12 protein-coding genes are annotated in these 14,440 nt (G+C 62.9%); 5 read left to right on the top strand and 7 right to left on the bottom strand.

The genetic code is table 11. The annotated features are described in order from the left end of the window. Positions 1-33: 33 nt before the first annotated feature. Positions 34-483 carry an EVE domain-containing protein gene (locus E8F20_RS20185; protein ID WP_280285319.1) on the top strand — a complete coding sequence of 150 codons (450 nt, stop codon included), beginning with the start codon at positions 34-36 and terminating at the stop codon, positions 481-483. Positions 484-534: 51 nt separating this feature from the next. After that, positions 535-2,379 (top strand): diguanylate cyclase, encoded by a 1,845-nt coding sequence (locus E8F20_RS20180; protein WP_280285318.1) that lies wholly within the window; start codon positions 535-537, stop codon positions 2,377-2,379. Here the strand turns inward: E8F20_RS20180 and E8F20_RS20175 are convergent. Beyond that, positions 2,370-2,780, bottom strand: a complete 411-nt coding sequence (locus E8F20_RS20175; protein WP_280285317.1) for a flagellar basal body-associated protein FliL — start codon at positions 2,778-2,780, stop codon at positions 2,370-2,372. The genes E8F20_RS20180 and E8F20_RS20175 overlap by 10 nt on opposite strands. Positions 2,781-2,955: 175 nt before the next feature. Here E8F20_RS20175 and E8F20_RS20170 point away from each other — a divergent pair, with 175 nt between their 5' ends. Then, positions 2,956-3,933 (top strand): NADPH:quinone oxidoreductase family protein, encoded by a 978-nt coding sequence (locus E8F20_RS20170; protein ID WP_280285316.1) that lies wholly within the window; start codon positions 2,956-2,958, stop codon positions 3,931-3,933. 107 nt (positions 3,934-4,040) lie between these two features. On the opposite strand, the gene E8F20_RS20165 is transcribed toward E8F20_RS20170, so the two are convergent. From E8F20_RS20165 to trxA, 4 genes are all read right to left on the bottom strand, one after another. Then, positions 4,041-5,009, bottom strand: coding sequence for a CDP-6-deoxy-delta-3,4-glucoseen reductase (locus E8F20_RS20165; RefSeq protein ID WP_280285315.1), 969 nt, complete (start codon positions 5,007-5,009; stop codon positions 4,041-4,043). Continuing rightward, positions 5,009-6,475, bottom strand: coding sequence for a 4-hydroxy-3-polyprenylbenzoate decarboxylase (ubiD, locus tag E8F20_RS20160; protein ID WP_280285314.1), 1,467 nt, complete (start codon positions 6,473-6,475; stop codon positions 5,009-5,011). Before ubiD ends, E8F20_RS20165 begins: the two co-directional genes overlap by 1 nt. A 130-nt stretch (positions 6,476-6,605) precedes the next feature. Next, complete coding sequence (gene rho, locus E8F20_RS20155) at positions 6,606-7,865, bottom strand: transcription termination factor Rho (protein WP_016495310.1); 1,260 nt, start codon at positions 7,863-7,865, stop codon at positions 6,606-6,608. Positions 7,866-8,127: 262 nt separating this feature from the next. Then, positions 8,128-8,454 carry a thioredoxin TrxA gene (gene trxA, locus E8F20_RS20150; protein WP_028626828.1) on the bottom strand — a complete coding sequence of 109 codons (327 nt, stop codon included), beginning with the start codon at positions 8,452-8,454 and terminating at the stop codon, positions 8,128-8,130. A gap of 358 nt (positions 8,455-8,812) precedes the next feature. On the opposite strand from trxA, the gene ppx reads away from it, so the two are divergent. Then, complete coding sequence (gene ppx / locus E8F20_RS20145; RefSeq protein ID WP_280285313.1) at positions 8,813-10,315, top strand: exopolyphosphatase; 1,503 nt, start codon at positions 8,813-8,815, stop codon at positions 10,313-10,315. A gap of 92 nt (positions 10,316-10,407) precedes the next feature. On the opposite strand, the gene ppk1 is transcribed toward ppx, so the two are convergent. After that, on the bottom strand, positions 10,408-12,627 hold the full coding sequence (gene ppk1 / locus E8F20_RS20140; protein ID WP_137821945.1) for a polyphosphate kinase 1: 2,220 nt from the start codon (positions 12,625-12,627) through the stop codon (positions 10,408-10,410). A 20-nt stretch (positions 12,628-12,647) separates the two neighbouring features. Continuing rightward, a complete protein-coding gene (hemB, locus tag E8F20_RS20135) occupies positions 12,648-13,661 on the bottom strand; it encodes a porphobilinogen synthase (RefSeq protein WP_280285312.1) in 1,014 nt (337 codons plus the stop codon). A 217-nt stretch (positions 13,662-13,878) separates the two neighbouring features. On the opposite strand from hemB, the gene E8F20_RS20130 reads away from it, so the two are divergent. Next, positions 13,879-14,439 carry a DedA family protein gene (locus E8F20_RS20130; RefSeq protein WP_280285311.1) on the top strand — a complete coding sequence of 187 codons (561 nt, stop codon included), beginning with the start codon at positions 13,879-13,881 and terminating at the stop codon, positions 14,437-14,439. Position 14,440: the final 1 nt, after the last annotated feature.

The following is a 14,440-nucleotide window of genomic DNA, read 5'->3' as shown; positions in this document are numbered from 1 at the left end:
CCGATTAAGGACGAACGTACAGGAGCAAAGTTCATGCCTTTCTGGCTGATGAAATCCGAACCCGACGAACTTTCCATTCACGACCTGCAACACCTGGGCAAGGCGCGCTGGGATGGCGTGCGCAACTACCAGGCGCGCAACTTCATGCGCGCCATGCGCCCGGGCGAACTGTTCTTCTTCTATCACTCCAGTTGCCCCGAGCCAGGCATAGCCGGTATTGCACGGATTGCTGGCGAGGCCTACCCGGACCCCACTGCCCTGGACCCGCAAAGCCACTATCACGACCCCAAGGCCAACGCGGAGAAGAACCCCTGGAGCGCCCTGGACGTTGAATTCGTCGAGGCCTTCCCCCGCGTAATTCCGTTGGCCGCACTGCGCGAACAGGCCGTGCTCTGCGGCATGCCTCTGGTGCAGAAGGGCAGCCGTCTGTCGGTAATGCCGGTGACCGAGGAAGAATGGTCCGGAGTACTCGCGCTGCGTTGAGTCAGAAGTGGCCCTGTGCTATGACGGAGGGGAATCCCCCGGGGCGTATCCATGCCGCACTCTCATCCTGCCTGGCTGGTCCGAACGGCACTTGCCCTGCTCTTCCTGGCGATGTGCGGAACCAGCCTGTTGCTCTGGAAACAACTGGAAGACGCCCAGCAGGAGCGCATCCGTGACCGCGTGGGCTATCAGGCGCGAACACTCGCGACCGAGCTGGAAAACAACCTGATCGATGAGGTCGAGGGCCTGCGTCGCATGGCCCTTTTGTGGAACCATCGAGGCCGCATCCCCCGGAACGAGTGGACCCTGGAAGCCAACTTCGCCCTGGAACACTTCCCCGGTTACCAGTCGATCCAGTGGATGGGGGCCGATCTACGCATGCGCTGGGTACTGCCCGAGCAGGGCAATGAAGCCGCAATCGGCTTTCGTCTGACCCGCAACCATCCCAACTTCAACCTCGCCATGCAGGCCAAGGCCAGTGGCGAGGCGCAGATGTCCAACAGCTTCGCCCTGGTCCAGGGCGGACGCGGCTTCGTCCTCTATACCCCGCTCTACATCCGCGACGAACAGAGTGATCGGAGCTTCGACGGCTTCCTCCAAGGCGTATTTCGGGTCGAGACCTTGATGGATGAGCTCCTCACCGACCTCGACAACCAGGACTTCAGCGTCCTGCTGTTGGAGTCAGGCCGCGCCATCTATCACCAGGAGCAACCCGAAAGTCTGCCGTCTCTCAGCCAACGCGTGCCGCTTCACCTGCTCAACAACAGCAACTTCTCCCTGCAACTCTCTCCGACCCCCAAGTTAGTGGAGCAGCTCAGGTCGCCACTCCCGCAGGTGGTTCTCGGCGCCAGCCTGCTCACGAGCCTGCTGCTTGTCGCCGCGCTTGTCCTGGCGCTGGAAAACGCCCGCCGCGCCAGCGCCCTACAGGCCGGTTACCGGCGCCTGAATGAAGAGGTCAGTCAGCGTGAGCACGTCGAACAAGATCTGCGTGAAAGCCGCGAGCGCCTGCAACTGGTGCTCGACCTGACCGATTCCAGCGAGGATGGACTGTTCATTTTCGATCTCGCCAACCGGGAGGTCCTGCACATGAACCGGGCCACCCACGCCAGCCTGGGCTACAGCGCCGAGGCATTCCGACAACTGCTGAAGGAAGATCCGGAACAGCTGCTGCCCGGCTTCCATACCTGGCTGGAGCTGGTGCGCCAGGCGCGCAGGGATGGCGACTCCGGCATCTTCCAGCGGCAGATGCGCCGCGCCGACGACAGCCTCCAGGCAGCCGAGATCAGTGCACAAATGGTCAGCCTGAATGGCCGTGATTACCTGATCGGTGTGTCCCGCGACAACCGCGAACGCCTCGAGCTGGAGGCGCGTCTGCAGCGACTATCCCAGCAGGACGGCCTTACCGGTCTCTACAACCGGCGATACTTCGATCGTCAGCTCAATGGCGAGTGGCGCCGCCTGCGTCGCCTTGGCGCGCCGCTGGCCTTGCTGATGCTGGATGTGGATCACTTCAAGGCATATAACGACCGTCTCGGCCATCAGGCTGGCGACGACGCGCTGCGCCAGGTGGCCCAGGCGCTGCAACAGAGCCTGCAACGCGAAGGCGACGTGGCTTGCCGATACGGTGGCGAGGAGTTCGCCATCATTCTCGTCAATACCGCCGAAGACGGTGCGCGACATGTGGCGGAACGGGTTATGGCGCAAGTAGCCGCACTGGCCATCGAACACCCGGCCAGCCCGGAGGGGTACCTGACGTTGAGTATCGGTATCGCAATCTCCGACCCAGCCCGCGAGGACCAGCCCGACAGCCTGGTATCACGCAGCGACGCCGCGCTCTACCGGGCCAAGCACGAGGGACGCAACCGCACTTGCTTGTGGGAGAAGGGTCAGGGCTGAATGATCAGGTTGTTGAACAGCAGGTCGTCCACCAAGGGCAGACCTTCCTCGCTATGCAACACCTGCTGCACCTGCTTGAGGGCCTCCTGGCGCAACTTCTCCTTGGAGTCGGACGCGTTCAGGGTCTCGTCGGTCTGCTGGGAGAAAAGCATCACCAACTGGTTGCGAATCAAAGGTTCATGACGAGTGACCTTTTCCTGGGCTTCAGGGCCGGTGACCCGCAGCGAAATATCCGCCTTGTAATACTTCAGGCGCGGCCCGGAACCATAGTTACCGACCAGGGAGGGCACCAGATCGACGTAGGCAACCTTGGGCGTCTCTCCTTCCTTGGGCTCTTCCTCACTGGCAACCGCCAGCAGGGGAAGGGTCAGGGCCAGCAACATTGCAGTCAGTCTTTTCACCTGGATTATCCTCAGCACGAATGGCGCCTAGCATAGCCACAGGTGCGGCCAGCCCCAAGACCTTCGTTTATGCAGGCCCATCAGGCGCAGCCATGCTGATTGACCCTCCAGGCACCCCACCTACACTGCAAGGCCACATGCCCGGGGCCAGCGCCCCAAGCCAAGGAGCTCCGCGATGAAAGCCGTCTTGTGCAAAGCCTTCGGTCCCGCCGACACCCTGGTGCTGGAGGAAGTCGCCAGCCCCGACCCCAAGAAGAACGAGGTCCTGATTGACGTACATGCCGCGGCGGTCAACTTCCCCGACACCCTGATCATCGAAGGCAAGTACCAGTTCAAGCCACCGTTCCCCTTCTCCCCGGGCGGCGAAGCAGCCGGCGTGGTCGCGGCGGTTGGCGAGAAGGTCAGCCACCTCAAGCCAGGCGATCGCGTGATGGCGCTGACCGGCTGGGGTAGCTTTGCCGAACAGGTGGCGGTGCCTTCCTACAATGTGATGCCGATTCCCAAAGGCATCGACTTCAACTCCGCTGCCGCCTTCGGCATGACCTACGGCACCTCGATGCACGCCCTCAAGCAACGCGCCAACCTGCAACCCGGCGAGACCCTGCTGGTACTTGGCGCCTCCGGCGGCGTCGGCCTGGCGGCGGTGGAAATCGGCAAGGCCATGGGAGCGCGGGTGATTGCTGCCGCCAGCAGTGCGGAGAAGCTGGAAGTGGCCAAGGCTGCCGGTGCCGACGCGCTGATCAACTACAGCGAGGAAAACCTGAAGGACCGCGTCAAGGAACTCACTGGCGGCCAAGGTGCCGACGTGATCTACGACCCGGTGGGCGGTGACCTGTTCGACGCCGCCGTGCGCTCGATCAACTGGAATGGCCGCCTGCTGGTCGTCGGCTTCGCCAGCGGTCGCATCCCCGAGCTGCCAGTCAACCTCGCGCTGCTCAAGGGTGCCTCAGTGGTGGGTGTATTCTGGGGTTCTTTCGCCCAGCGCCAGCCCCAGGACAATCTGGCCAACTTCCAGCAGCTGTTCGCCTGGTATGCCGAGGGCAAGTTGAAACCGCTGGTGTCCCAGACCTTCCCGCTGGAGCGCGCAAGCGACGCCATCAACGCCCTGGCCACGCGCCAGGCCGTAGGCAAGGTGGTAGTGGAAGTGCGTTGAAGCATTGACCCGTAGGATGGGTGGAGCGAAAGCGCAAGCCCTTCTACGAAATGCGCAAGGCCGCCCGAGGGCGGCCTTTCCATGTCCGGAGTTCAGGTGTCCGGAGTTCAGGAACGAGGCGCATAGGCGAACACGTCAGCACGCATCTGGTGGGCATCCATCCCGGCTGCCACCAGGGCATCGAGGGTCGCATAGACCATGGCGGGCGAGCCGCTGGCGTAGACCCGCAGCGACGTGAGGTCAGGAAAGTCCTCGCACACCGCTTCATGCAACAGGCCGCAGCGACCCTGCCAGTCAGTCGGTTCGCTGACCACTTTGTGCAGGAAGAGGTTGTCCAGACGCTGCCAGTCATCCCAGTGGGCTAACTGATAGAAGTCCTCCGACTGACGCACCCCCCAATACAGATGCACCGGGTGCCTGAAGCCTGCAGATCGGCAGTGTTCGATCAGGCTGTGCATCTGGCCCATGCCGGTGCCAGCAGCGATCAGCACCAGAGGGCCATCAGGCAGTTCCGCCAGGTGGGTATCGCCGAAGGGCATGCGGACCTTGGCCATGCGGGTACGCTGCAGTTGCGCGAGCAGTGCCTTGGCGCTGCTCTCGCGCCCAAGGATATGCAGCTCGATATCCCGCCCGGCGCTAGGCGCCGAGGCCATGGAAAAGGCCGATGACTCACCGTCGTCACGCTCGATCAGCAAGTACTGCCCGGCGTGGTAGCGCGGCGGCTTGCCGGCCGGGGCACGCAGACGCACGCGCCAGACATCGCCGCCCACTTCCACGCACTCGCTGAGCTGGCAGCTCAATGCGCGCACCGGCAGCTCGCCCGGGGCCAACACGCCGTCCCAATGCAGCACGCAGTCTTCCATCGGTTCAGCCAGACAGGTGAAGAGCTCGCCCTGACTCAGTTCGGCACCGTTCTGGCGCACCCGTCCTTCCACCAGCAGGGCCGCGCACACATGGCAGTTGCCGTTGCGGCAGCTTTGCGGGCACTCGTAGCCGAGACGGCGCGCCGCATCCAGAATCCGCTCGTTGGGAGCCGTCTGGATGACCGCACCAGAAGGTTGCAGGGTGACACGCATCAATCGATTCCCAGAGAAGACCAAAGCTCATCGACGCGGCGCTTCACCGCTTCGTCCTGGACGATAACCCGACCCCATTCGCGGTTGGTCTCGCCGGGCCACTTGTGGGTGGCGTCCAGGCCCATCTTCGAGCCGAGACCGGAGATGGGTGAAGCGAAATCCAGGTAGTCGATCGGCGTGTTGTCGATCATCACCGTGTCGCGTTTGGGATCCATGCGCGTGGTGATGGCCCAGATCACGTCGTTCCAGTCCCGCGCATTGACGTCGTCGTCGGTGACTATGACGAACTTGGTGTACATGAACTGTCGCAGGAACGACCAGACACCCAGCATTACGCGCTTGGCGTGGCCTGGGTACTGCTTCTTCATGGTCACCACCGCCATGCGGTAGGAACAGCCCTCCGGCGGTAGGTAGAAGTCGACGATCTCGGGGAACTGCTTCTGCAGGATCGGCACGAAGACTTCGTTCAGCGCCACGCCAAGGATGGCCGGCTCATCCGGCGGCCGTCCGGTGTAGGTGCTGTGGTAAATCGGTTTCTGGCGGCGAGTGATGCGCTCCACCGTGAATACCGGGAAGCTGTCCACTTCGTTGTAGTAGCCGGTGTGGTCACCATAGGGACCTTCATCGGCCATCTCGCCGGGATGGATCACCCCTTCGAGAACAATTTCAGCGCTGGCCGGCACCTGCAGGTCATTGCCACGGCACTTCACCAGCTCGGTGCGATTGTCCCGCAGCAGGCCGGCGAAAGCGTATTCGGAGAGAGAATCCGGCACCGGGGTAACGGCACCGAGGATGGTCGCCGGATCAGCGCCCAGGGCGACGGCCACCGGGAACGGCTGGCCTGGATGCTTGGCGCACCACTCGCGGTAATCCAAGGCGCCGCCACGATGGCTCAGCCAGCGCATGATGACCTTGTTGCGGCCGATTACCTGCTGGCGATAGATGCCGAGATTCTGCCGCTCCTTGTTCGGGCCGCGGGTGACGGTCAGGCCCCAGGTGATCAGCGGGGCGACATCGCCAGGCCAGCAAGTCTGCACCGGCAGCCTGGTGAGGTCGACATCATCGCCCTCCTCCACCACTTCCTGGCAGGGGCCGTCCTTCAGGACCTTGGGCGCCATGGCAATGACCTTCTTGAAGATCGGTAGCTTGGACCAAGCGTCCTTCAGGCCCTTGGGCGGTTCGGGCTCCTTGAGGAAGGCCAGCAGCTTGCCGATCTCCCGCAGCTCGCCGACGTCCTCGGCGCCCATCCCCAATGCCACGCGTCCGGGGGTGCCGAAGAGGTTGCCGAGCACCGGGATATCGAAACCGGTGGGTTTCTCGAAGAGCAGCGCCGGACCTTGCTTGCGCAGGGTGCGGTCGCAGATTTCGGTCATTTCCAGCACGGGCGAAACCGGGGTGGCGATGCGCTTGAGCTCGCCGCGCCGTTCCAGGCCGCTAATAAAGTCGCGCAGATCGCGATACTGCATGCTTGAGCCTCTTGGGGCGTGCAGGTCGGGGCGCAAAGTTTAGCGCCGAACTGGGTTATTCAGAAGGACAATGGGCCAGCACAGAAACGCAAAAGCCGGGTTTCCCCGGCTCTTGCGGCACATCCAAGACTTACTTGCGCTTCATCGACAGGAAGAATTCGTCGTTGGTCTTGGTGTCTTTCAGCTTGTCGAGCAGGAACTCGATGGCGGCAATCTCATCCATCGGGTGCAGCAGCTTGCGCAGGATCCACATGCGCTGCAGCTCGTCATCGGCGGTCAGCAACTCTTCACGGCGGGTACCGGACTTGTTGATGTTGATGGCCGGGAACACACGCTTCTCAGCGATGCGACGGTCCAACGGCAGCTCCATGTTACCGGTGCCCTTGAACTCTTCGTAGATGACTTCATCCATCTTCGAGCCGGTTTCGACCAGCGCAGTGGCGAGGATGGTCAGCGAGCCGCCTTCCTCGATGTTGCGCGCGGCGCCGAAGAAGCGCTTGGGCTTCTCCAGGGCATGGGCGTCGACACCACCGGTGAGTACCTTGCCGGAGCTTGGAATCACGGTGTTGTAGGCACGTGCCAGACGGGTGATGGAGTCCAGCAGGATGACCACGTCCTTCTTGTGTTCGACCAGGCGCTTGGCCTTCTCGATCACCATCTCGGCGACCTGCACGTGGCGGGTCGGCGGCTCGTCGAAGGTGGAGGCGACCACTTCGCCGCGCACGGTGCGCTGCATCTCGGTCACTTCTTCCGGGCGCTCGTCGATCAGCAGGACGATCAGGTGGCACTCGGGGTTATTGCGGGTGATGTTGGCTGCGATGTTCTGCAGCATGATGGTCTTGCCCGCCTTCGGCGGCGCCACGATCAGGCCACGCTGGCCCTTGCCGATCGGTGCGCAGAGATCGATCACGCGGCCGGTGAGGTCCTCGGTGGAGCCGTTGCCGGCTTCCATCTTCAGGCGCTCGTTGGGGAACAGGGGCGTGAGGTTCTCGAACAGGATTTTGTTCTTGGCGTTCTCGGGGCGGTCGTAGTTGATCGAGTCAACCTTGAGCAACGCGAAGTAACGCTCGCCTTCCTTCGGAGGACGAATCTTGCCAACTATGGTGTCGCCGGTCCGCAGGTTGAAGCGGCGGATCTGGCTCGGGGAGACGTAAATGTCATCAGGGCCGGCCAGATAGGAAGAGTCAGCGGAGCGCAGGAAGCCGAAGCCGTCCTGGAGTATCTCCAGCACACCGTCACCAGAGATCTCCTCGCCGCTCTTCGCGTGCTTTTTCAGCAGGGCGAAAATGATGTCCTGCTTGCGCGAACGGGCCATGTTCTCCAGGCCCATGGCGTCGGACATTTCCAGAAGTTCGCCAATCGGCTTTTGCTTGAGTTCGGTCAGATTCATAGGAATGACGTAGATAGATATGGAGAAGGGAAAGCATTGAGCTTTTTAGGCCGCGCCGCTGAGAAGGCGACAGGATCGCTGTGCTTATTCGAATAGGAGTGCGTCGGCGACGGCGTGGAGGGCTGCGAGAAAGAGCAGCGGTCCGAATGTAACACCGGCGCAACGGGGAGTCTAGTGCCGACCAATGAAAAAGCCCCGCTTTGCGCGGGGCTTTTCCGGGACGCTTCTGATGCGGCTTCGACGGCGCTGGAGGCCGCGCGAATCAGATGTTGGCGTCGAGGAAGGCTGCCAATTGGGACTTGGACAGGGCACCTACCTTGGTCGCTTCGACGTTGCCATTCTTGAACAGCATCAGGGTCGGGATACCACGCACACCGTACTTCGGCGGGGTGTCCTGGTTCTCGTCGATGTTCAGCTTGCAGACTTTCAGTTTGCCCTGGTAATCCTTGGAGATTTCGTCGAGGACGGGGGCAATCATCTTGCACGGACCGCACCACTCGGCCCAGTAGTCGACCAGCACCGCGCCTTCGGCTTTGAGCACGTCTTGCTCGAAGCTGGCATCGGTGACGTTGGTGATGAATTCGCTCATGGAAGAATCTCCGTGGTTCGGAAGCAAAAAAGTGGAGCCATCATAGCCCGGCTTTTCCGGGACCGAAAGCCGAAGGCGATTGAGCTTCGCTATGGTGTTACGCGGAAAAGCTGATAGATGTGCGAGCCGGCGTCAATCTGTCAGCCGATCCCAGGGCTGCCTGAGCGGACCACTGGCCCAATGACGCGCGACTGTCATATCCCACCTATAGTTTGCACAGCCAGCTATTTGCCAGAAAACCGCACCCAACCGACCGTTTCCGGCCCAAGCCAGACTGGTACTGACGTACCGCTATTCGCATTGGCGCGACCGGGCAACCGTGGCAGGATTGCGCGGTTCAGCCTCGAGACCCGAAACCATGCCGCAAAAGCCCGTCGAAATCCCGTCCCTGATCGCCGCCATCGACCTCGGCTCGAACAGCTTCCACATGGTGGTGGCCAAGGTCGACCACGGTGAGATCCGCATCCTGGAGCGGCTCGGCGACAAGGTGCAGCTGGCGGCAGGCCTGGACGAAGCCCGCAACCTCAGCGAGGAGTCCATGCAGCGCGGCCTCGATTGCTTGCGCCGCTTCGCCCAGATGATTGCCGGCTTGCCGGAGGGCGCGGTGCGTATCGTTGGCACCAACGCCCTCCGCGAGGCGCACAACCGCGCCGAGTTCATCCGCCGCGCCGAGGAAGTCCTCGGACACCCCGTAGAAGTCATCTCCGGCCGCGAGGAAGCGCGCCTCATCTACCTGGGTGTCTCCCACACCCTGCCGGACACCCCCGGTCGCCGCCTGGTGGCGGACATCGGCGGCGGCAGCACCGAATTCATCATCGGCCAGCGCTTCGAATCTCAGCTGCGGGAGAGCCTGCAGATGGGCTGCGTCAGCTACACCCAGCGCTACTTCCGCGACGGCAAGATCACCCCGGCTCGCTATGCCCAGGCCTACACGGCAGCGCGCCTGGAGCTGATGGGCATCGAGTACAGCCTGCGCCGCCTAGGCTGGCAGGAAGCCGTAGGCGCCTCCGGCACCATTCGCGCAGTGGGCCTGGCGATCCAGGCCGCGGGCCTGGGCAATGGCGAGATCAACCCGGAAGGCCTGGCCTGGCTCAAGCGCAAACTGTTCAAGCTGGGCGACGTCGAGAAGATCGACCTGGACGGCATCAAGCCTGATCGCCGCCCCATCTTCCCCGCCGGCCTGGCGATTGCCGAGGCCATCTTCGAAGCGCTCGATCTCAAGCGCATGACCCATTCCGAAGGTGCCCTGCGCGAAGGTGTGCTTTACGACTTGCTGGGCCGCCACCACCACGAGGACGTCCGCGAGCGCACCCTGAGCGCCCTGATGGAACGCTGCCATGTGGATCTGGAGCAGGCCGCGCGGGTCGAGGCCAAGGCACTGGCCGCCCTGGAGAAGGTCGCGGACAGCTGGGGGCTGGACGATGACTGGCACCGCGACCTGCTGCTGTGGGCAGCACGGGTCCATGAGATCGGCATGGACATCGCCCACTACCACTACCACAAGCACGGCGCCTACCTGATCGAGCACTCGGACCTGCCCGGCTTCTCCCGCCAGGACCAGTTGATGCTTGCCCTGCTGGTGCGCGGCCACCGCCGCAACATCCCCAAGGACAGGTTCGCCGAATTCGGCGAAGAGGGCGTGAAGCTGCTTCGCCTCTGTGTGCTGCTGCGCTTCGCCATTCTCTTCCACCACATCCGGGGCACCTCGGCCATGCCTGAAGTGAAACTCAAGGCCGCCGACAACAGCCTTGAAGTGCAATTCCCGAAAGACTGGCTGGAAGCCAACCCACTGACGCAAGCGGATTTCGAGCAGGAAGCCGAATGGCTGAAGCGCATCGATTTTGCGCTGAACGTGAGTTGAGGTAGCAAGCAGGGGTGAAATGAAAGACGCTCTCCACCCTGCAAGACTCGACAATGAAAACGGGGCCCGAAGGCCCCGTTTTCATGTCGCACTCAGCGTGCGCTGATCGGCGGGTTGGTCAGCTTGTCCAGCAGCGTTGCCTGGGCGTTGCGCGAGTTCTGGTTGCCACTCGGGCTGTTGCGCAGGTAGCGACCATCCGGCTGCAGCACCCAGCTCTGGGTGTTATCGCTGATGTAAGCCTCCAGCTCCTTCTTCACGCGAGTAAGCAGCTTCTTGCCTTCCACCGGGAAGCAGGTCTCGACGCGCATGTCGAGGTTGCGCTCCATCCAGTCGGCGCTGGAGAGGTACATCTTCTCGTCGCCACCGTTGAGGAAGTAGTAGATCCGGCTGTGCTCGAGGAAGCGGCCAATGATCGAACGCACCTGGATGTTGTGCGACACACCGGGAATACCGGGGCGCAGGCAGCACATGCCGCGCACCACCAAGTCGATGCGCACGCCGCTCTGGCTGGCCTTGTAGAGCGCGCGGATGACCTTGGGATCGGTCAGCGCGTTGACCTTGACCATGATGTGCGCCGGTTTGCCTTCACTGGCATGCAGGGCCTCACGGGCGATCATGTCGAGCAGCGTCTTCTTCAGGGTGAAAGGCGCGTGCAGCAGCTTCTTCATGCGCAGGGTCTTGCCCATGCCGATCAGCTGGTTGAACAGCTTGTGCAGGTCTTCGCATAGCGCATCGTCGGCGGTCAGCATGCTGTAGTCGGTATACAGGCGCGCGTTACCCGCGTGGTAGTTGCCGGTCCCCAGGTGCGCGTAGCGGCGCAGCTCGCCGTTCTCGCGACGCAGGATCAGCATCATCTTGGCGTGAGTCTTGAAGCCAACGACGCCGTAGATCACCACGGCACCCGCCTGCTGCAGACGGCTCGCCAGCTGCAGGTTGGACTCCTCGTCGAAACGCGCGCGCAATTCGATCACCACAGTGACTTCCTTGCCGTTGCGCGCCGCTTCCACCAGGGAGTCGACGATCTCGGAGTTGGCACCGGCGCGGTAGAGGGTCTGCTTGATCGCCAGGACATTGGGGTCCTTGGCGGCCTGGCGCAGGAAATCCACCACCGGGGTAAAGGATTCGAAGGGATGCAGCAGCAGGATGTCCTGTTTGCCCACCACGCTGAACAGGTTCTCGGCCTTCTGCAGCAGCTTGGGGATCACCGGGGTGAACGTCGAGTGCTGCAGCTCCGGATGGCTTTCCAGGCCGGTGATGCTGAACAGGCGCGTCAGGTTCACCGGACCGTTGACCTGATACAGCTCGCTCTCAGCCAGGCCGAACTGTTTGAGCAGGTAGTCCGAGAGGTTCTTCGGGCAGGTGTCGGCCACTTCCAGCCGTACCGCGTCGCCGTAGCGGCGCGAGAACAGCTCGCCACGCAGGGCGCGGGCAAGGTCGTCGACGTCTTCGGTGTCCACCGAGAGATCGGCGTTCCGGGTCAGGCGGAACTGGTAGCAGCCCTTGACCTTCATGCCGGGGAACAGGTCATCGGCATGGGCGTGGATCATCGAGGACAGGAAGACGAAGTTGTCTCCCGGCCCACCGATGTCTTCGGGCACACGGATCACCCGCGGCAGCAAACGGGGCGCCGGGATGATCGCCAGGCCGGAATCGCGGCCGAAGGCGTCGACACCTTCCAGCTCGACGATGAAGTTCAGGCTCTTGTTCACCAGCAGCGGGAAGGGGTGCGTAGGGTCCAGGCCGATGGGCGTGATGATCGGCGCGATCTCGTCGCGGAAGTAGCGGCGCACCCAGGCCTTCAGCTTGGCGGTCCAGTAGCGACGACGGATGAAGTTGACCTGGTGCTTGGCCAGCTCCGGCAAGAGGATGTCGTTGAGGATGCTGTACTGACGGGTCACCTGATCGTGCACCAGCTCGCTGATGCGCGCCATCGCCTGGTGCGGCAGCAGACCATCGGCGCCAGCCTGTTCGCGGGCGAAGGTGATCTGTTTCTTCAGGCCCGCAACGCGAATTTCGAAGAACTCGTCCAGGTTACTGGAGAAGATCAGCAGGAACTTCAGACGTTCGAGCAATGGATAGGACTCATCCAGCGCCTGCTCCAGCACGCGGATGTTGAACTGCAACTGAGACAGCTCACGGTGGATGTACAGGCTGCTGTCGTCCAGGCTCGGCACCACCAGTGGTGCCGGAGCGGGCGCCGGGGCTGGGGCGGGGGCCGCCTCGGCGACCGGCTCCTCCGGGGCCACCGGAATCTCTGTGGCCTCTTTCAGGGGTTCGAGCAAAGCGCTGGGATTGAGTCCTTCGGTGTTCATCTGCAGTTCCTGGGGGGAGATCAAGCTCCCGTCTTGAGCATTTCTGCGGCGCGTACGGCGAAATAGGTGAGGATGCCATCGGCGCCGGCGCGTTTGAAGGCCACCAGGGATTCGAGGATGACGGCCTCGCTCAGCCAGCCGTTCTGGATCGCCGCCATGTGCATCGCGTACTCGCCGCTGACCTGATAGACAAAAGTCGGCACGCGGAATTCATCCTTCACCCGACGAACGATGTCGAGGTAGGGCATACCGGGCTTGACCATCACCATGTCGGCGCCTTCGGCGAGGTCCGCGGCCACTTCATGCAGCGCTTCGTCGGTGTTGGCCGGGTCCATCTGGTAGCTGGCCTTGTTGCCCTTGCCGAGGTTGGCGGCGGAGCCGACCGCATCACGGAAGGGGCCGTAGTAGGCGCTGGCGTACTTGGCCGAGTAGGCCATGATGCGTACGTTGGGGAAGTCGGCCAACTCCAGGGCCTCGCGGATGGCCTGGATGCGGCCGTCCATCATGTCCGAGGGGGCCACTACCTGGGCGCCGGCTTCGGCATGGGACAACGCCTGCTTCACCAGCGCATCGACGGTCACATCGTTCTGCACGTAGCCGTTCTCGTCGAGGATGCCGTCCTGACCGTGGGTGGTGAAGGGGTCCAGGGCCACGTCGCTGATCACACCGAGTTCCGGGAAGCGGTCACGCAAGGCGCGGATGGCGCGCTGGGCAATGCCATTCGGGTTCCAGGCCTCGGCGCCGTCGAGGGATTTCTTTTCCAGCGGCGTCACCGGGAACAGCGCCAGCGCCGGGATACCCAGCTTGACCCAGGTCTCGGCTTCCTTGAGCAGCAGATCGATGGACAGGCGCTCAACGCCCGGCATCGAAGGCACGGCTTCGCGGCGGTTTTCACCGTCTAGCACAAATACGGGGAGGATCAGGTCGTCTACGGTCAGGACGTTCTCGCGTACCAGGCGGCGGGAGAAATCGTCACGACGATTGCGGCGCAGGCGGGTTGCAGGGAACAGGCGATTGGCGGGGGTAAAGCTCACAGCAGACTCCAGGGCCCGGAACGGACGCAGTGTGACAAATATAAGCGCCGATTATGACCGAATGGTAACAACGCGCGACAGCGACCCGCAGTCGCGTCGACCGGCGCAATGTGGGCATTGTCCGGGGTCAATCTGATGTCAATCGGCGCGGGTTGGAGCTTTTCCCGGGGCGCCAACCCGGTTAGGCTGCGCGTTCATTTCGCTGCGCACCCCAACCATGCTGCAACAATTTCTCCAGGATTTCGGCTACTTCGCCCTCTTTCTCGGCACCTTCTTCGAGGGTGAGACGATCCTGGTCCTGGCCGGCTTTCTCGCCTTCCGGGGCTACATGGACATCAACGCCGTGGTCGCCACGGCGTTCTTCGGCAGCTATGCCGGCGACCAGCTCTGGTACTACCTGGGCCGCCACAAGGGCCGTCAGATCCTTGCCCGCAAGCCGCGCTGGCAGGCCATGGGCGACCGCGCCCTGGCACATATCCGCCGCCACCCGGATATCTGGGTCCTGAGCTTCCGCTTCGTCTACGGACTGCGCACCGTGATGCCAGTGGCCATCGGGCTGTCCGGCTACCCGCCGCTGCGCTACTTGATCCTCAATGGCATCGGTGCGCTGGTCTGGGCCCTGGCCCTGGGTTTTGCCGCCTTCCACTTCGGTGCCGTGCTCGAAGGCATGCTGGGCAACCTCAAACGCTACGAGCTGATGGTCCTCGGCGGCCTGCTCGCCCTTGGCGGCCTGCTCTGGCTGAGACGCCGCCTGCGCAACAACGGCAAGGACAACTGAT

The sequence above is a fragment of the Pseudomonas sp. BN415 genome, from assembly GCF_029871195.1.
GTDB classification, from domain to species: Bacteria; Pseudomonadota; Gammaproteobacteria; order Pseudomonadales; family Pseudomonadaceae; genus Metapseudomonas; species Metapseudomonas resinovorans.
The sequence above is the reverse complement of the archived record's forward strand: the minus strand, read 5'-3'. Positions and strand labels throughout refer to the sequence as shown.